Source organism: Bombella sp. ESL0380 (genome assembly GCF_009725805.1).
Taxonomy (GTDB): domain Bacteria; phylum Pseudomonadota; class Alphaproteobacteria; order Acetobacterales; family Acetobacteraceae; genus Bombella; species Bombella apis.
This window is the reverse complement of the sequence record NZ_WNIH01000003.1, coordinates 397,249-415,399: the sequence shown is the minus strand read 5'-3', so window position 1 is coordinate 415,399 and position 18,151 is coordinate 397,249. Positions and strand designations below refer to the sequence as shown.

At 61.6% G+C, this 18,151-nt stretch carries 18 protein-coding genes; 9 read left to right on the top strand and 9 right to left on the bottom strand.

Translation table 11 applies throughout. The features are described from left to right. The first annotated feature begins 4 nt into the window (after window positions 1-4). From GM608_RS03000 to lptB, 4 genes are read left to right on the top strand one after another with little or no spacing between them, the layout of a single operon-like run. On the top strand, window positions 5-982 hold the full coding sequence (locus tag GM608_RS03000) for an SIS domain-containing protein (RefSeq protein WP_043560609.1): 978 nt from the start codon (window positions 5-7) through the stop codon (window positions 980-982). Beyond that, window positions 979-1,719 carry an LPS export ABC transporter periplasmic protein LptC gene (gene lptC / locus GM608_RS02995; protein ID WP_043560612.1) on the top strand — a complete coding sequence of 247 codons (741 nt, stop codon included), beginning with the start codon at window positions 979-981 and terminating at the stop codon, window positions 1,717-1,719. The genes GM608_RS03000 and lptC overlap by 4 nt, the downstream gene beginning before the upstream one ends. 7 nt (window positions 1,720-1,726) lie before the next feature. Beyond that, window positions 1,727-2,656, top strand: coding sequence for an LptA/OstA family protein (locus tag GM608_RS02990; protein WP_248630411.1), 930 nt, complete (start codon window positions 1,727-1,729; stop codon window positions 2,654-2,656). A 2-nt stretch (window positions 2,657-2,658) separates the two neighbouring features. Continuing rightward, window positions 2,659-3,399, top strand: a complete 741-nt coding sequence (gene lptB, locus GM608_RS02985; RefSeq protein WP_227449645.1) for an LPS export ABC transporter ATP-binding protein — start codon at window positions 2,659-2,661, stop codon at window positions 3,397-3,399. A 353-nt stretch (window positions 3,400-3,752) separates the two neighbouring features. Here lptB and GM608_RS02980 read toward each other — a convergent pair whose 3' ends face one another. Further along, complete coding sequence (locus tag GM608_RS02980; protein ID WP_227656560.1) at window positions 3,753-4,016, bottom strand: DUF1150 family protein; 264 nt, start codon at window positions 4,014-4,016, stop codon at window positions 3,753-3,755. Next, the gene (locus tag GM608_RS02975) at window positions 4,003-4,518 is read right to left on the bottom strand and encodes an Hsp20 family protein (protein WP_043560630.1); all 516 of its coding nucleotides are present in this window, start codon (window positions 4,516-4,518) and stop codon (window positions 4,003-4,005) included. The genes GM608_RS02980 and GM608_RS02975 overlap by 14 nt, the downstream gene beginning before the upstream one ends. A gap of 182 nt (window positions 4,519-4,700) precedes the next feature. Between GM608_RS02975 and def the strand changes: the two genes are divergently transcribed. From def to truA, 3 genes are read left to right on the top strand one after another with little or no spacing between them, the layout of a single operon-like run. After that, window positions 4,701-5,252, top strand: a complete 552-nt coding sequence (gene def / locus GM608_RS02970) for a peptide deformylase (RefSeq protein WP_333644977.1) — start codon at window positions 4,701-4,703, stop codon at window positions 5,250-5,252. Window positions 5,253-5,255: 3 nt separating this feature from the next. Beyond that, complete coding sequence (gene fmt / locus GM608_RS02965) at window positions 5,256-6,188, top strand: methionyl-tRNA formyltransferase (RefSeq protein WP_333644976.1); 933 nt, start codon at window positions 5,256-5,258, stop codon at window positions 6,186-6,188. Then, the gene (gene truA / locus GM608_RS02960; protein ID WP_182040316.1) at window positions 6,181-6,972 is read left to right on the top strand and encodes a tRNA pseudouridine(38-40) synthase TruA; all 792 of its coding nucleotides are present in this window, start codon (window positions 6,181-6,183) and stop codon (window positions 6,970-6,972) included. Before fmt ends, truA begins: the two co-directional genes overlap by 8 nt. A gap of 13 nt (window positions 6,973-6,985) precedes the next feature. Here truA and GM608_RS02955 read toward each other — a convergent pair whose 3' ends face one another. Then, complete coding sequence (locus tag GM608_RS02955) at window positions 6,986-7,804, bottom strand: sulfotransferase (protein WP_193599791.1); 819 nt, start codon at window positions 7,802-7,804, stop codon at window positions 6,986-6,988. Window positions 7,805-8,059: 255 nt separating this feature from the next. On the opposite strand from GM608_RS02955, the gene rfaE2 reads away from it, so the two are divergent. Further along, window positions 8,060-9,550 (top strand): D-glycero-beta-D-manno-heptose 1-phosphate adenylyltransferase, encoded by a 1,491-nt coding sequence (gene rfaE2, locus GM608_RS02950; RefSeq protein ID WP_249079421.1) that lies wholly within the window; start codon window positions 8,060-8,062, stop codon window positions 9,548-9,550. Further along, window positions 9,547-10,680 carry an AGE family epimerase/isomerase gene (locus tag GM608_RS02945; protein ID WP_333644975.1) on the top strand — a complete coding sequence of 378 codons (1,134 nt, stop codon included), beginning with the start codon at window positions 9,547-9,549 and terminating at the stop codon, window positions 10,678-10,680. The genes rfaE2 and GM608_RS02945 overlap by 4 nt, the downstream gene beginning before the upstream one ends. A gap of 24 nt (window positions 10,681-10,704) precedes the next feature. On the opposite strand, the gene GM608_RS02940 is transcribed toward GM608_RS02945, so the two are convergent. The 6 genes from GM608_RS02940 to yidC all read right to left on the bottom strand — a co-directional run bounded on the left by GM608_RS02940 (window position 10,705) and on the right by yidC (window position 18,054). Beyond that, window positions 10,705-12,456: a chloride channel protein gene (locus GM608_RS02940; RefSeq protein WP_249109325.1), complete on the bottom strand. Its 1,752-nt coding sequence runs from the start codon at window positions 12,454-12,456 to the stop codon at window positions 10,705-10,707. A gap of 140 nt (window positions 12,457-12,596) precedes the next feature. Next, a complete protein-coding gene (dapE, locus tag GM608_RS02935) occupies window positions 12,597-13,742 on the bottom strand; it encodes a succinyl-diaminopimelate desuccinylase (RefSeq protein WP_081563017.1) in 1,146 nt (381 codons plus the stop codon). A gap of 8 nt (window positions 13,743-13,750) precedes the next feature. Continuing rightward, window positions 13,751-14,581, bottom strand: coding sequence for a 2,3,4,5-tetrahydropyridine-2,6-dicarboxylate N-succinyltransferase (gene dapD, locus GM608_RS02930; protein WP_081563016.1), 831 nt, complete (start codon window positions 14,579-14,581; stop codon window positions 13,751-13,753). Window positions 14,582-14,635: 54 nt separating this feature from the next. Continuing rightward, on the bottom strand, window positions 14,636-15,532 hold the full coding sequence (gene argB, locus GM608_RS02925; protein ID WP_043561420.1) for an acetylglutamate kinase: 897 nt from the start codon (window positions 15,530-15,532) through the stop codon (window positions 14,636-14,638). A 72-nt stretch (window positions 15,533-15,604) separates the two neighbouring features. Next, complete coding sequence (gene yihA / locus GM608_RS02920; protein WP_373364570.1) at window positions 15,605-16,270, bottom strand: ribosome biogenesis GTP-binding protein YihA/YsxC; 666 nt, start codon at window positions 16,268-16,270, stop codon at window positions 15,605-15,607. Beyond that, entirely contained in the window at window positions 16,270-18,054 is a 1,785-nt protein-coding gene (yidC, locus tag GM608_RS02915; protein WP_081563014.1) for a membrane protein insertase YidC, read from the bottom strand. The genes yihA and yidC overlap by 1 nt, the downstream gene beginning before the upstream one ends. Window positions 18,055-18,151 lie beyond the last annotated feature (97 nt).

Here is an 18,151-nt window from a genome sequence, read left to right as displayed (position 1 = left end):
CTCCATGACCTCATCTTCCCTCTCGACCGCCTGCCGTGCCCTCCAGACAGAACGTCAGGGGCTTGAGCAGCTCGAGGCGTGCCTGCGTGGCCCCATGCAGGAAGGGTTTGAAGCCGCTCTCACTGCCATACTGTCCATGAAAGGCCGCCTCATCCTGACAGGGATGGGGAAATCCGGCCATATCGGTCGCAAGATCAACGCCACCCTGGCCTCCACGGGAACACCATCACTGTTCCTTCATCCTGCCGAAGCCGCCCACGGGGATCTCGGCATGGTAGAGGCCGATGATGTCATCCTCTATCTCTCCAATTCCGGCGAGACCAACGAGCTGGCGCCAGTCCTGCTTCATGCAGCCCGCCTGAATCTCACGCAGATCGCCTTTACGACACGGGCCTCATCGACACTGGCCCAGTCGGTGCAGATTCCCCTCATCCTCCCTGCCGCGCCGGAAGCCTGCCCGATGGGACTGGCCCCGACGACCTCCTGCCTGCTCCAGCTGGCCCTGGGGGATGCGCTGGCCATCGCCCTGCTGGAACGCCGTGGCTTCAATGCGCATGATTTCGGTCTCCTGCATCCGGCAGGGACGCTGGGTGCCCAGCTCCGCCCCGTCAGCAATTTCATGCATACAGGGCAGGACATGCCACTGGGCCATGAAAACATGTCCCTTCGTGCCGTGATTCTGGAAATCACCCACAAGAGTTTCGGCTGCATCGGCATTCTGGATGACGAAGGCCGCCTTGCCGGGCTCATCAGCGATGGTGACCTCCGCCCCGCTTTGGACCGTGATCTCGACAACACCACGGCCGTGGAGATCATGAACCGCACGCCCCTGACGGGCACGGCAGACATGCGGGCTCAGGACATACGGCACCTCATGAATGACCGCCCTGTCCCGGTGAACAGTCTTTTCATTCTGGATGAAGAGCGTCGCCCTGTCGGGATTCTTCATCTGCATGATCTCCTGCGGGCAGGTCTCTCATGAACGCACCGCAGCCCAACCGGGAAGATTTTGACCCGGACCGTCTGGAAAAGACCCGCCAGCTGGATGCCATGCGACAGGAAAGCATGGCCAGACGACGCACGCCCCCTTCAGCCGAAGCCATGGCCAGACGGAGCCTGCTGCTGAAGCGGGCCAAATGGGGTCTCCCCGGTCTTGCGATGTTCCTGCTGTTCTCGGTCGCCATATGGCCGGAAATCAATCATCTGATCCACCAGAACAGCGCCATTCTGGCCAGCATGCGTCATGCCCATACGGATAGCGGCATGATGGAACATGCCGCCTACCACGATCTTGATTCGCAGGACCGCCCCTATACCATCACATCCCGCATTGCCCGCCAGAGCGAGCCGGACCGCATCGACATGACCGAGCCTGAGGCAGACATCCTGCTGCACAATCATCAGTGGGTCCATGCCCGGGCGGATAGCGGCATGTATCTCCAGCACGAACAGACGCTGACACTGAACGGCCATGTCGTGATCTACCGCAGTGACGGCGTCCTGCTGAACAGCCCTTCAGCCGATATTGACCTGCCCCAGCAGGTCATCGCCACGCATGACTGGGTCCATGCCGAAGGGCCCTTCGGCACGCAGGATGCAGAAGGCGCCTTCATGGACCAGCAGACAGGGACTCTCCAATTTCTCGGTGCCGGACGTACGGATCATTTTGAGGATTTATCACCCGCCCCCTCTTCTCCCGCAACGCCGAAAAGCCCATAAAGGAAGCATGATGCGTCTCCCTGTTTTTTCCCGCCCTCATGCTTTTCTTGCCGCTGCCGGTTTTCTTCTGGCCGAGGCCCTGGCCCCCTCTCCCACTGCTCTGGCAGCCGACCCGACACCCGGGGATCAGGCCCATGGGCAGGTCGTCCATCTTTTCTGGAAGAAAGAAGAGATCTACGACCATAACCGCCAGACCGTTACCCTGACGGGGGGTGCCCGTGCCCAGCGGGGCGACATGACTGTCGATGCCGATACACTCATCGGTTATCTGCGCCCGAAAAAGCAGGCCGCAGGCACATCCAGTACTGATGAGAGCCAGAAAAATGGTGGCAGCAGCGACATGGAACTGTACCGTGTTGAGGCCTTCGGCCATGTCCATATCTACAATCTGGAAGATCAGGGCTGGGGCGATCACGGGCTGTACGATGTTGACAGGGCCGTCCTGCTGATGACGGGCAAAGCCATGAAATTCACTACGCCCCGTCAGCTCATGACAGCTCGGGACCTTGTGGAATATCACCCCCAGACCCATACCTCCATTGGCTGGGGAGAAGCGACCGTCAATACCAGTGACGGCAAACGCATCACCGCTGATGTCATGCAGGCTGTGGAACTTTCCGATGCCCAGAAAGCCGCCAACAGGGCCAGCCAGGCTGCTGGTGGGGAAAAAGCGAAGAGTGGCAATCTGGACCGGGCCTATGGCTGGGGCCATGTGGTCATCCGTACGGACCGGCAGACCGCTACCGGAGACCGTGGCGTCTATCTGGCCGGACCGGAGCTGGCCCGGCTGATCGGCCATGTCCGTGTCACGCAGGGGCAGAACCAGAACAATGGTTCGCAGGCCATCGTGAACATGAAGACCGGCGTCTCCCATATGCTCTCCGGCTCCAGCGATCCCGTACAGGGGCTGATCGTCCCCAATGAGGCAGGCAAATGACCATGCAGGAAAATCAGGGGAAACCAGGCCTGGCTGCCCGGGGTATCGGCAAAAGCTACAAAAAGCGCACCGTCGTCCATGATGTCTCTCTCCACGTGCAGCGTGGCGAGGCTGTCGGGCTGCTTGGCCCGAATGGTGCAGGAAAAACGACCAGCTTTTACATGATTGTCGGGCTGGTGCAGACAGACATGGGCAGCATCACGCTTGATGGTGCCGACATCACCCCCCTGCCCATGTACCGGCGGGCCAGGCTGGGAGTCGGTTATCTGCCGCAGGAAGCCAGCATTTTCCGAGGGCTCAATGTCGAGCAGAACATCCTTGTTGCTCTGGAAGCCGTCGAGAAGGACCGGGACAGGCGGCAGGCCATGCTGGATGGCCTGCTGGCTGAATTCGGCATCACCCGTCTGCGCCACTCTCCTGCCCTGGCTCTCTCGGGGGGTGAACGCCGCCGTCTCGAGATCGCCCGCGCCCTGGCAAGCCAGCCAAACTACATCCTTCTGGATGAGCCACTGGCCGGGATCGATCCCATTGCCGTCAGCGAGATCCGTGCCCTCGTCTCCCATCTGAAGGACCGTGGCATCGGCGTTCTCATCACGGACCACAACGTGCGTGAAACGCTGGAGGTCATCGACCGGGCCTATATTCTTCATGGCGGCCGTGTCCTGATGGAAGGAACACCGGAAGCCATCGTGGCCAACGAGGACGTGCGCCGGGTCTATCTGGGAGAAAATTTCTCCCTGTAAGGGGGGAAAATTCTTTCACACCCCTGCCATAATGAGCTGCCAGTATCTGTCAGGAAAAGTGGATGTGCCCATGTCCACTCCGGATACTGGGGAGGCCATGAAAAAAATCCTGTTCGAAGGTTCACAGACCTGCTCTTTCGTCACGTGCAGCATGATCTCGGACCGTACCTCCCACCAGCTGGGCCTCTACTGGGGCATCGGACACAGTGACCTCCTCGACCTCGCCTGCATGGTCGTCATAGTCCTTCCCCTATGCCTGCTGTTTGACTGGATTCAGACACGTTGCCGCTCGCAAAACAGACGATGATCCAGCCTTCCCTCCGCCAGGAAAGGGCAGCCCCACGGCTGGCCCTTCATTGCAGGAAGGTCGGCACCATGTCCTGCTCCAGGATGGCATCCACGGCACTGTCCTCATCCTCGGCAATGCCAACCGGGGTGCCGTCCGCTGCATGAATGGCCACCAGCGTGGCCCCCTCATGCGTTATGGTCCGGAAATAGGCAACTTCCTTCATCCCCCAGTCCCGCAGCTCCGCACCCGTCATGGTACGGGCCCGGACCTGCATGTCCCCTGCCAACCCAGCGTCGGCAGAGGCTCCCCTCTCATCATTCCCGGCCAAAAGGCTCCTCCTCTGCGACAGGAGGAAGATCACGGGCCAGCTCCACATCACGGGCTGGTGGTGCCGGGGCCCGTACGGCTCCCCCGGAACTGCCCTGCTGGATGGCAATATGCTTCACCCGCACCTCCGGCTCCGGGCGATGAAGGTCGATGTGCAGCAGGCCGTTATCCAGCCAGGCTCCAGCAATCTCGATTCCCTCTGCCAGAACAAAGGCCTTGTGAAACTGCCGTGCTGCAATCCCACGGTGCAGGAAAACGCGCCCCTGCGTGTCATCCGCCTGCCGCCCACGAATCACGAGCTGGTTGTCTTCCTGGGTGATCTGGAGATCATCCATGACAAAACCTGCAACAGCCAGCGTGATGCGGAGTGCCGTGCGGCTCAGCTGTTCGATATTGTAGGGCGGGTACCCATCCGATGCTGTTTTTGATGCCCGTTCAAGCATTTGTTCCAGATGATCAAACCCCAGAAACATGGGGGAAGTGAAAAGACGTCCAGACGACATGGCTCTAAAATGCCTCCTCAGGGAGCGAGACGTGAATGAAGACGAACGACCCTACACAAGGCATCGCCCGTCCCCGCTGATATGAGGATGGAAAGACCATGATGCAAGGCCCGCCATGCCCCGGCCTGCCGCATCAAAGAACAGGCTGGCATTACACACAGCCAGCCGCTAACATGCCTGCCATGAAAAATTTAGAGTTTCTCGACCGGCTTGATGACATCGCCCCGACATCAATCCTTGTTGCCCCCCAGCCCGTGCTGAGCCAGGTGGCCCATGAGGTCCGCCCGGAAGACATGACGGCCCTCCGTGAGGCCCTGCCGGGCATGTTCTCCGCCATGTACAAGGCCCCCGGCATAGGTCTGGCCGCCCCGCAGGTGGGGCTCAGCCAGCGTTTCGTGCTGGTTGATGTCGCCCGGGAGGATGAACCCCGCCGACCGATGGTCCTCATCAATCCCGAGATCATCGAGTCCACCGAGACCCTGGCCGTGCGGGAGGAAGGCTGCCTCTCCCTCCCCAACCAGTATGCCGAGGTCATCCGGCCGGAATCCATCCGTGTCCGCTATCGTGACCTGGACGGCCAGACCATCGAGCAGGATGCGGACGGCCTGCTGGCCACCTGTATCCAGCACGAAATCGACCATCTTGATGGCATCCTGTTCGTCGATCATCTGTCCTCCCTGAAGCGCCACATGATCATGCGCCGTCTGGCCAAGGAACAGAAGCGGAGACGATAACCCATGCGCCTCGTTTTCATGGGATCGCCGGATTTTTCCGTCCCGGCCCTGCACGGCCTGATCGAGGCCGGGCATGAGATTGTCGCCGTCTATACGCAGCCCCCCCGTCCCGCAGGCCGGGGCAAGGCCCTGCGGCGTCAGCCCGTTCATGAGGCAGCCGATGCGCTCGGCATTCCCGTGCGGACCCCGGAAAAACTGCGCCACAATGATGAGGAGCTGGCCTTCTTCCAGAGCCTGAAGGCCGATGCCGCCATCGTGGCTGCCTACGGCCTCATCCTGCCGGAAGCCATCCTGAAAGCTCCCCGGCTGGGCTGCCTGAACATCCATGCCAGCCTGCTCCCCCGCTGGCGAGGGGCCTCGCCCATCCAGTCCGCCATCCGGGCCGGAGATGCCAAAAGCGGCGTCTGCATCATGCAGATGGACAAGGGGCTGGATACCGGAGCCGTCCTTCTCTCCGAGGCCACCCCCATCACACCCGAGGACACGGCAGGCAGCCTGCATGACCGGCTGGCTGGGATCGGTGCCCAGCTGGTCGTCCGCACGCTGGAGGAACAGCCAACTGCCGTTCCACAGGATGATTCCCGGAGCTGCTACGCTCCAAGACTGGAACGCAAGGACGGGCAGATCGACTGGGGCCGTTCTGCCGTGGAGATTGAACGTCAGGTACGGGCCTTCATTCCGTGGCCCGGCAGCTACACGCTGCTGGAGGGGCAGACCTACCGCATCGGAGCCGTCAGCCTGCCTGACGAGGCCGAAACTGCCGCCCTCATGGCCTCGGCTCCCGCTCCGGGCACGGTTCTGGATGACAGGCTGACCATTGCCTGCGGGACAGGCTGCCTGCGGATCGAACGCATCCAGAAACCGGGCCGGGCCATGATGGACCGGGAAGCCTTCCTCCGTGGCACGAAACTGGACAGAGGGATGCGCCTTGACTGACGCCGCCCCGCCCGGCATCAGCCGCTGGGCCATCCGCATCGAATTTGACGGGCGGCCCTATGTCGGCTGGCAACGCCAGAAAAGTGGCCTTTCCGTCCAGCAGCTCATCGAGGAGGCCGCCGAGCATCTCACGCAGGGTCGCAGGGTCAGCAGCGTGACGGCGGGCCGGACCGATTCAGGCGTCCATGCCGCCGGACTCGTGGCCCATCTGGACTTTCCCGATGATGCCCCCCTCAGCCGCAAGGCCGTGCGGGACGCCATCGGCTACCATCTGAAGCCCCATCCCATTTCCATTCTGGAAGCCGCCCCGGCCCCCGAGGGCTGGAACGCCCGCTTCTCCGCCACATGGCGGCGTTACCGCTATACCATCCTCAACCGTCCGGCCCGTCCGGCCATGCAGGAAGGGTTCGTCTGGCACATCCGTGCCCCGCTGGATGTCGAGGCCATGCAGGAAGGCGCCAACCATCTGCTGGGCGGGCATGACTTCACCTCCTTCCGGGCGGCGGCCTGCCAGGCCCGGGACGCCCTGCGGACGCTGGATGAACTCACCATCACCCGCTCCGGCGACCATGTCCATGTGGACGTGCAGGCCCGGTCCTTCCTGCACCATCAGGTCCGCAACATGGTGGGAACGCTGGCTCTGGTCGGCCATCATCAATGGCATCCGGACCGTGTAAAGGAGGCTTTGGAAGCCCGGGACCGCTGCAAGGCTGGTCCCACCGCTCCCCCCGACGGGCTGTGCCTGATGGATGTCGGCTACCCGGATGATCCTTTCCGGCCATAAACTCTGCTGGTTTTCATATGATCCGTACCGACTTCGGGTTCATGCTTCTGTCCCTCCAGAATGCACCCCCAGCAAGACGGTTCACGACATCGGGTGGCAATATGAGAGGATGCTTCTGAGGTTCCACCTTCGGGGCAATCTCATGCAGCCCCGGCGTTTCCAGAGCCTTGTCGTATGCCGTAGGAGGCGTGTAACGGACATTGTCCATGTCATAAGTGGCAGCAGGAACGTTCAGTTCCTTTTCCAGAAGGCGCATGACGGACAGGGGCTGTGTCACTAGGCTGTCATAATCAACCAGTACCAGTTTGGACGAAAACTGTCCGAAAAACGCCTCCTGCAAGGCCTGATACGCAAAACCGAAAGCCCCCGCAGGAGACAGCAGATAATTCACCCGCTGATGAAGAGTGGCCCGATGTTCCACGGGCACGAGATAGGATGAAAGCGTCGGGTCCCTGCCAATGATGCGCTCAAAGGAGTTGATCACCCAGACAGGATCACGCACACAGCAGATCACTTTTGCATCAGGGTAGAGATAGTCCAGAAGCTGAAGCTTGCTGCACCAGGCCCGATTATTGTCAATGACCAAATTCGGCCTTGATGGCAGGTCATGATATGTGTCCATTGTCTTCTTAAGAAGATTCATGACCTTTTCATCGCTAAATTCAGTTTTATATTCACCTTCTGAAATAACGGAAAGCATCTTTGTCATGAGAGAACAGACAGGCGTTGAATATTCTGCACAGTAAATGTCAGGATGCTGCCCTAAAAGAACACTAAGAAGGGTACTTCCTGAGCGGGGAAGACCGGATATAAAGTGAACATGACGAGACATTACGTACTTCCCGGCCCTGTTTTTTTTGTTTCAGTCTGTATTGCATGAGTATGTGTCATAATTACCACTGTCAACTTAAAAAATGTATAAAAATTTATTTATTGTGCCGCAGACCCTCTCCCGGGCTGGATAAGACCCTTTCCCTGACGACAGAGCGGTAAAAACATCCTAAACTTTCCCCTCCAGACATGAGGCCACGGACGCTGCCGAACGCCACTCACGGGCAGTGCTGTCTCCTGAAGGGAGGGACGTTTTTTGACTGACACGCTGAATGACGGTGCCATCACCATTCTGGGTGATCTGCTGCTGGACCAGTACATCACCGGGGATGTCACCCGCATCTCGCCGGAAGCCCCCGTCCCTGTCCTGCTGAGCAGCCACCAGCGGTCCACGCCCGGCGGAGCCGCCAACGTGGCCGTGAACGTGGCCGCCCTCGGTCATCCGGTCCATCTGGTCGGCGTGGTAGGTACGGATCAGGCGGCCAGAACGCTCCGTCAGGCCCTTTCGGTCTGGCAGGAGATCAGGCTGGACAGTCTGGTCGATGATGCCAGCTGGACAACCATCACGAAGACCCGTGTCCTCAGCGGGCGGCAGCAGATCGTCCGGCTGGATAATGAAAAGCTCGTCCCTTTCTCCAGGGCCACCGAGGAAGCCCTCATCGCCTCCACCCTGAAGGCACTGGAAACATCCCGGATTCTCATCTGCTCCGACTATGCCAAAGGTGTCCTCTCCGACCGTGTCCTGCACGCCGTCATGGAGGCCGCCCGCAGCCGGAACATTCCCGTTCTGGTGGACCCCAAGCGGGCCGATCTCTCCGCCTATCGGGGGGCCAGCCTGCTGACACCCAACCGGCAGGAACTCGGCAAGGCCCTTGCCGCCTCCGGCATCGCCCACCCGGCAGGCCGCCCGTGGACACTGACGGATGATGAGGAGGTGGAACAGGCCTGCGCCGCCATCGCCCCGCTGACGGGCGGCGACATTCTCCTCACACGCTCCGAAAAAGGCATGACGCTCTGGCAGCAGAAGGCCGCCCCGCTGCACTGCCGGGCCCATCCTTCAGAAGTCTATGACGTCTCTGGGGCCGGAGACACCGTCATCGCCACGATCGCCTGCGCCCTGGCCAGTGGCCGCTCCCTGGCCAGTGCCGTGACCATGGCCACCACGGCCGCCGCCATTGCCGTCAGCAAGCTGGGCACGGCCTTTGTCACCCGGGACGAACTGCACCAGAAGCTGCTGGAAGAAATCGCCGACAGCGGAGCCTGCCTTCCCCTGCCCGACGCCTGCGCCATCGTGGAGAACTGGAAACGGCACGGAGCCTCCGTCGTCCTGACGAATGGCTGTTTCGACCTGCTCCATCCCGGCCATGTCTCGCTCATCCAGTTTGCCGCCAGCCAGGGTGACAAGCTGATCGTCGCCCTCAACACCGACGCCTCCATCAGGCGGCTGAAAGGCCCCCGCCGCCCGCTCCAGACCGAACAGGCCCGGGCCACGGTCATCCGTGCCCTGCGGCATGTCGATCTGGTCGTCCTCTTTGATGAGGACACGCCACTGGACATCATCTCCGCCCTGAAGCCCCACGTCCTCGTGAAAGGGGCCGATTACCGGGAAGATGAGGTCATCGGGGGTGATGTCGTCAGGGAACATGGCGGGCGTGTCTGTCTGGCCCCGCTGCTGGACGGACATTCCACAAGCCGCATCGTGCAGACGATGGATGACAGCCACCCGGCAAAGGACACCCAACAATGACATACAGACAGACATGGCAGGACTGGCTGCTCCACAAGGCTCTGCCCCTCTGGTCCCAGGCCGGTTTCGACAGGGATGCAGGCCTCTATCACGAGCGGTTGACCTTTGAGGCCACCCCCATCACCCTGCCCCATCGCCGCCTGATGGTGCAGGCCCGGCAGATCGCCACCTACTGTCAGGCCGCCCTGAACGGCCATTACGACGCCGGGGAGCAGGCCCTGACGGTGCTGGACCATGTCACGCAGCAATATCACCGGGCCGACGGCAGCGCAGGCTGGGTCTTCGCCCTTGGGCCTGATCTGGCCCCTTCCGACGCAAAACGGGACCTGTACGGCCACGCCTTCATCCTCTTTGCCCATGGATGGGCCTACCGTCTGGGCAAAGACCCCGCCCTGCTGCACAGGGCTGAGGCCAGCCTGGCCGAAATCGACCAGCTCTTCCCCTCCACACATGGCGGATACCGGGATGTCCTGCCTGCCACGTCGGACCGGCACTCCCAGAACCCCCACATGCATCTGCTGGAAGCCTGTCTGACACTTTTCGAGGTCTCGGGTCGGGAGGTGTTCCTCCATCATGCCGACGCCATCCTGAAACTGGCCCTGCACTCCTTCATCCCGGCCGGAATGGATGCCCTGCTGGAATTCTTCACGCCGGAATGGAAGCCGGAACGGCCTGCGGGCCAGAACCGTGTCGAACCCGGCCATCAGGCGGAATGGTGCTGGCTACTGGGCGAGTATCTCCGTCTTGCCCCCGATGGCAGGCACGCCGCTACTGCCCGTCAGGCGCAGCAGCGCCTCCATGACCGCCTTCAGAAGACCGCTCCCGGCCCTCTCCTGCCGGATGCCCTGCTGGATGATGGCTCGATGCTAGAAGCCTCCACACGCATCTGGCCCCAGACCGAAATGATGCGCCTTCTGGCCCAGCATGGTCCGGCGGATCTCCAGTCCCGGCAGGAACGGCTCGCCACCATGAGCCAGCTCTTCTTCACCCATTATGCCCCGGCCCCGCTCAATGGTGGGTGGATCGACCGGCTGGATGAGCAGGGAAAAACTGCCACGGACCACATGCCCGCCAGCAGCCTCTATCACATCTACAGTGCCGGACAGGCCATCCTCGGCACCACTCCATAAGTCCGCTCCACCGGGGACGGACCATCACACGGAAAAACGTCCATCCCCGGCAAGGTCCCGGCGGCTGCGCTCCAGCTCCACGGCGTAGCAGCGCAGCGTGTGCCGTTCGCTCAGCTGCCCGACAAGCTGGCGGGACTGACGGTCTTCCACCACGGCCAGCACGTCAGCTTCCGCCTCTGCAAACAGGTCGGCTGCCTCACGGATGGTCATGTGCGGCTCAAGCATGATGTCCCGATAGCAGGCCAGACTGGAGACAGGCTCCTCGCCTGCGCAGGCCGCCGTGATCTCGGACACCAGGACAATTCCCTGATACCGGCCCTCCTCATCCACCAGCACGAGCCGCTCCTCAATCCCCAGTGTCAGCTGCGCCTGTGCCTGCCGGATGGTCATGGACGCCGGAAAGCTGCGGACCTGTGCCCGCATCAGCTTCTGCACGGTCAGGGTACGGAAGCGGCCCACATCCACGGCGGACCGGATGGTCTCTCCCCTCAGGTGAAAACGCCATGTCGCGAAATTGTATCCGAAGAGCCTCCGGACCGTCAGCAGGGACAGGGTGGCCGACAGCACCACGGCACTGCTGAGCGGCATGATCCCCGTCATTTCCAGCACCATGCAGATCATCGTCATGGGGCCTCCAATGATGGCCGTGGCCATGGCCGCCATGCCCAACACGGAACAGACATGACCATCAGCCGGGGCCAGACCATAAGGAGCCAGAAGAGCCCCGAATGCCTCACCGGCCAGAACACCCAGAAACAGCGAGGCAAAAAACAGGCCACCCCGGAAACCCGACCCGATGGACAGGCACGACGCCACCGCCTTGAGGACCAGCAGCAGAAGAGCCAGGGACGGCACGATCTCCCCCTTCAGCACCAGCCCAACCCCACCATGCCCGGCCGACAGGACCGAGGGGAAAGGTGCCGCCAGACAGGCCACAAGCAGACCACCAGCGACAGGCCGTAGCCAGACCGGTACAGGCAGCTTCTGGAACACCGCCTGGGTCTGCGTCACGCAGTACATGATGAGAATGGCCACGAAAGCACACAGAATGGCCAGCAGGCTGACCCCGGGCACATCAGCCCAGCCCATCTGCCAGCTGGTCACCAGCGGTGGCAGGCCGCCATCCATCCGCATGAGATGCCGGACACCCAGCCCGGCCATGGCCGCCAGCGCAATGGGAAACAGGTTGGCAAGACTGTACGTTCCCAGCACCAGCTCGAACGCATAGAAGGCTCCGGCAATCGGAGCATCAAACCCGGCACTGACAGCCCCGGCCGCCCCGGCCCCCACCAGAATCCGCATGTCCTCCCGCCGGACATGGAAGACCCGCCCCAGCCACGAACCGAAAGCAGCGGATATCTGCACATAGCCAGCCTCCAGCCCGATGGAGGCCCCCACGCCGTTGGACAGGACCGTCTGCACGGCAAGACTGATACTGTCCCGGACGGACATGCGCCCGCCATGCAGGGCATTGGCCTCCACCGGGTCCACCGGGCGCCGCTTCATCCAGCGACGCAGCAGGGCACTCAGCCCGCCAACCGCCAGACCACCACCGCCCAGCACCAGCAGACAACGCCATAGTGGCAGTGCAGGCAGTTCCGACAGTCTGCCACCATTATGCAGGCCATAGAACACGACATGCAGGCCGAGGGTCACGACATTGATCAGCAGGACACAGCAGCCCGCCAGTCCCCCCGTCAGCAGGGCCAGCAGGAACAGCCCCAGCCCGTCACGCCGGACGAAGGACCGCAGCGTGGCAGGGGCCAACAACCTCATCCGTGATGACCCGTTCCCTCTGGACATGCGGGGCTCTCTCCTCTTTCCAGTATCGGCCGTGCTACAGAGTCCCGCCCTGTATACAGAAAACCCGCCTCAGACGGGCGGGTTTCCCAGACATCCATCATTGTGAAAGAAGCTCAGACACCAAAACGCTGCATGAACTCCAGATAAACCTGTGTCAGCTGCTCCACGGAGGCCAGAGACACATGCTCGTCACGCTTGTGCATGGTGGCCCCCACAAGCCCGAACTCCGCCACGGGGCAGCAATGCGTGATGAAGCGGGCGTCGGATGTTCCCCCGCCCGTGTCGAGCTTCGGCGTCCTCCCCGTCACGGCCTGCACGGCCTGGGAGAGTTTCTCCACCTCGGCACCGGGTTCCGTCAGGAAAGATTCCCCGCTGACAGCCACATCAAGATCAGCCTCCGGCGCATGGCAGGCAACGACATCCTCAATCCAGTTGCGCAGGCTGCCGCTCGTATGAAGGTCATTGAAACGGATGTTCACCCGGGCCTGTGCCGTGGCGGGAATGACGTTGGTGGCCGGATTCCCGACATCCACACTCGTGATCTGCAAGGAAGACGGAGCAAACCAGTCACTGCCGTGATCCAACGTGCGGGATGTCAGATCATGCAGGATCGGCACAAGGCGGTGAATGGGATTGTCTGCCAGATGCGGATAGGCCACATGCCCCTGCGTGCCCTTGACGGTAATCACCACATTCATGCTGCCACGGCGACCGATCTTGATGACCTCGCCCATTTCAGCCGGATTGGTCGGCTCGCCCAGCAGGCAGAAATCCGGGGCCTCGCCCTGTTCTTTCATCCATTCCAGCACGGAACGGGTGCCATACCGGGCCGGTCCTTCCTCATCCCCCGTTATGAGGAAGGCCAGACTGCCCTTCAGCGGTCCGGCCTCCAGCCTGCGGGCTACGGCAGCCAGAGCAGCGGCGACACCGCCCTTCATGTCCGCCGTGCCACGGCCGTAGATATGCCCGTCCCGGATATCTCCGGCGAAAGGGTCGCAGCTCCAGCCCTCACCGGGAGGAACGACATCCGTATGCCCTGCGAAGCAGAGACAGGGACCGCCCTGTCCCAGCCGGGCATAGAGGTTGGGCGTCTGCCCGCCTTCGGGACCGAAGGCAAGGCGTGTGACCTCAAACCCCATCATCTCCAGCGACCGGGCCACGACGCCCAGTGCCCCGTCATCCGCCGGAGTGACGGAGCGGCACCGCAGAAGGTCCTGCAACAGGGCGACGGGATTGGAAGGAGATGATGGATGGCTCATGAGGTCACTCAGTCACGCAGCAGCTCATTGATGGATGTCTTGGAGCGTGTCCGCTCGTCAACACGCTTGACGATCACGGCACAGGCCAGGGACGGCCCGCCCGGAGTCTTCGGCGGCAGGGTTCCCGGCACGACCACGGAGTAGGCCGGAACACGCCCCATATGGATCTCACCCGTCGTACGGTCCACGATCTTGGTGGAGGCCCCAAGGAACACGCCCATGGAGAGGACTGAGCCACGCTCCACGACCACGCCCTCGGCCACCTCGGAACGGGCACCGATGAAGCAGTCATCCCCGATGATGACCGGTGCGGCCTGGAGCGGCTCCAGAACACCGCCGATCCCGGCACCACCGCTGATATGGCAGTTCTTGCCGATCTGTGCACAGGAGCCGACCGTGGCCCATGTATCGATCATCGTGCCGCTCTCGACACGGGCACCCAGATTGACGAAGCTCGGCATCAGCACGACACCCGGAGCGATGTAGGCGGAACGGCGGACGACAGCCCCCGGAACGGCCCGGAACCCGGCCTTCTCGAACTCTGCCTTGCCCCAGCCGGCGAATTTCAGCGGCACCTTGTCAAAACCCGGAGCCCCACCGCAGCCATTGGCCATCGGCTCGGATTCATACAGGCGGAAGGACATGAGGACGGCCTTCTTCAGCCATTCATGCACGACACGTCCATCTTCCTGCTGCTCGGCAACGCGAAAGGTCCCGTCATCCAGCCCGGCAAGAGCGGCTTCCACGACATCACGGGCCTGACCCTGCGTCTGCGGGGACAGGCTGGCACGGTCTTCCCAAAGGGTTTCAATCTGCTTGCGAAGCTCTGCGTGATCCATAAAACGCTCCTTATTCTACAACCATAATCCAGGCAGGCTGCCCTGCCCCATCTCTCAGTCCGCCTTGATGAGCGTACCCTGCCCTGCCCTGGTGAAGAGTTCCAGCAGGCAGGTATGTGGCACCCGACCATCCAGAATGACGGCCGCCTTGGCCCCGGCCTGCACGGCCTTGAGGCAGGTCTCCACCTTGGGAATCATGCCGCCCGTGATGTGCCCCTCCCGGATGAGACGGCGGGCTTCCTCGGCTGTCAGCTCCTCGATGCGCTGGCCATTCTCATCCAGCACGCCGGGAACATCCGTCAGCATCAGCAGGCGGGAGGCCCGCACGGCACCGGCAACCGCACCAGCAGCCGTATCCGCATTGATGTTGTAAATCTCACCTTCATCCCCAGCCCCGAGCGGCGCCACGACCGGGATCAGGCCAGCCCCCAGCAGGGCATACAGCACCCGGGGGTCCACATGCTCCGGCTTGCCGACAAAGCCCAGATCGACCGCTTCCCGCCCGTTTCCTTCCGTCCGGTGATAATGGACAAGACGGCTGGCCTGGATCAGACGCCCATCACGCCCCGAAATGCCCACGGCCAACGCTCCAGCGTGGCTGATGAGATCGGCCACCTGCTTGTTCACCGTGCCGGAGAGAACCATCTCGATCACGTCGATCATCTCACGGTCCGTGACACGAAGGCCATCAATGAAGCGGGACTCAACACCAAGCCGCTTCATCATGCTGTTGATCTGCGGACCACCGCCATGCACCACGATCGGGTTGATGCCCACCAGCTTGAGCAGGGCAATGTCCCGGCCAAAGGTGGCGGCAAGGCTGTTCTCGACCATGGCGTGGCCACCATACTTCACCACGATGGTGTCGCCAGCATAACGGCGCAGATAAGGCAGCGCACCGGCAAGGACGGCAGCCTGCTGCTGGTCGCTCAGCAGGCCACCATGGGCCATCAGGGCATCCGGGAAAGCGGTAGAAGAGGTATCAGAAGAAGACATGGGCATTTCACTATACAGAAAAACTTTTCAGGGCCGTGTACCGGCGGGCTCGGCAAAGCGGGCCATTATGCCACGCAGCTCGGCAATCCCCAATGATGTCGTACTGCTTGTTGCCACAATATGCGGGAAAGCCGCCGCATGGGTCTTTGCCAAAGCCTCCACCTCTTTCTGCCGTGTGGCCAGAGCGGAAGCCGACAGAGCATCACATTTCGTCAGTACAATCTGGAACACCACAGCGGCCCTGTCCAACAGGTCGCAGACCTCCCTGTCGGAAGCCTTGAGGCCCACACGCCCGTCAATCAGCAGGATCACGCGGGCCAGATTCGGCCTGCCCCGCAGATAGGCGAACATCGTCCTCTGCCAATCTTCCTTCACCGCTTTGGAGGCCTTGGCAAAGCCGTAACCGGGCATGTCCACGAGGGAGAGCCTCCCCCCCAGATTGAAGAAATTGAGCTGCTTGGTCCGCCCCGGCTCGGACGAAGCCCGGGCCAGAGCCTTCCGGCCTGTCAGCGCATTGATGAGGCTGGACTTGCCCACATTGGAGCGGCCAGCAAACGCCACCTCCGCCCGGTCGGGCGGGGGCAGCTGCTCGATTGTCTGCGCCCCGAAGAAGAAATCACAGGGACCTGAAAAAAGTCTGCGTCCTTCCTCCAGCTCATCCTCGCTGGGCAGGACTGTCTGCATCTGCTCCATCACGAGCCCTTCTTCTTCTCACCGCCCTTGCGCGGTGCCTTGCCTTTGCGACCGATCAACGGCACGGGCAGGCTGGTCCGACGCTCGATGTAATGCTGCTGAAGGAAAGTCAGCACGTTGTTCCATGTGTAGTAGACCAGCAGGCCCGCCGGGAAGCTGGACATCACGAAGACATACACGATGGGCATGAACTGCATGATGCGGGCCTGGGCCGGGTCCATGCTGACCATGCTGTGCTTCTGGAGCAGCCAGAAGGTGATGCCCAGTGCCGCCCCCCAGATGCTGAGATGCAGGAAGGAGAAGATGTGCGTGGGATCAAACGGCAGCAGCCCGAACAGATTGAACAGATTGGTCGGGTCCGGTACGGAAAGGTCCTTGATCCAGCCAAAGAAGGGCGCATGGCGCTCATCGATGCTGAGATTGAGCATCTTGTACAGGCAAAAGAAGATCGGTGCCTGGATCAGCATGGGCAGACATCCACCTGCCGGGTTGATCTTCTCTTCCTTATACATGGCCATGACCTTCTGGTTCATGGTTGCCGGATCATTCTTGTATTTTTCACGTATCTCCGTGACCTTCGGCGCAATCATGCGCATGCGGGCCGAAGACTGCGCCGCCTTGGAGGCCAGCGGGAACAGGACAATCTTGACGATCAGTGTCATGGCCATCAGCCCAAGGCCGAAATTGCCGATATGCGCATAGAGCCAGTGCAGCAGAAACAGGATCGGCTTCGTCAGGAAGCTGAACCAGCCGAAGTCGATGCTGTCATCAAAACGGGGCAGCCCCAGCTTGCGACCATAATAGCGCAGCAGGCCCGGCTCCTTGGCCCCGGCAAACAGGTAACTGCCCTGCCCGAGGCGGGCCCCGTCCTGAATGACCTGCGGCTCCTGCGAAGTGAAGGTCACACGATAGGACCCGTGCTCTTCCGGCAGGTAACTGTACCGGATGCGCACGTTGGCAGACGCATCCGCCCCAACGGCTGTCAGCCAGTACTTATCCGTGATGCCACCCCAGCCGCCTTTTCCGGCGTCTGTCCATGACACATGGTCCGGGCCGTTGCCATCAGTCCGCAGGGACTTGTACCCCTTGTCCGCCAGACGGCCATTCATGACGGCGATTGGCCCCTCATAAGCCGTGAAGGAACCGGTATCCTCCGGCAGATAGTCACGCTGGACACGCTGGAACGGATAGACCGACACGGGTTGGCCGGAATGGTTCTCCACCTCCTGCCGCACCGTCACCATGTAGTGGTGGTCCTGCTCCAGATGAATGAGGAAGCGGACCCCTGCCCCATTGTCCCAATGCAGGCTGACCGGGGATTCCGGCGTCAGGCTGGTCTGCTCCCCATCAACCTGCCAGAGGGAATGGTCATTGGGTAGACGGGTGGTGAACCCGGCAGCATTTTCCCAGCCAATGACCAGATAGGTCGGCTGGGCACTGCCTGCCCTGTCCAGCAGACGGACCAGAGGGCTGTCCTTGGCAATCGTCTCACGATAGCGGGTCAGCTCCAGATCATCCAGCCGTGCACCACGAAGGTTGAAGGAACCCTGCACATCCGATGACGTAACCTTCAGCCGATGTTCCTGGTGATCATCCGCCTCATCCATAGGGCCAGCAGGCGCCGGAGATGCCAGAGCGGGTTGCTGCACGGCAGACGCTGGTGCCGGAGCAGACCCCTGATCCTCCACCGGTTTGTGTCTGTCCGGCGGAAGGAAGATGTTGAAACCGATCAGGATCATGGCCGACAGGATGACGGCCAGAATAATACGTTTGCTACTTTCCATCGGGCTGGAGCCGCTCTTTCTTCATGCTGGAAGGGTAGATTGCCTCTTCACTGGCGTAAAATCGTCCTCAAAACAATAGCCACGCCATTTTTTTTAC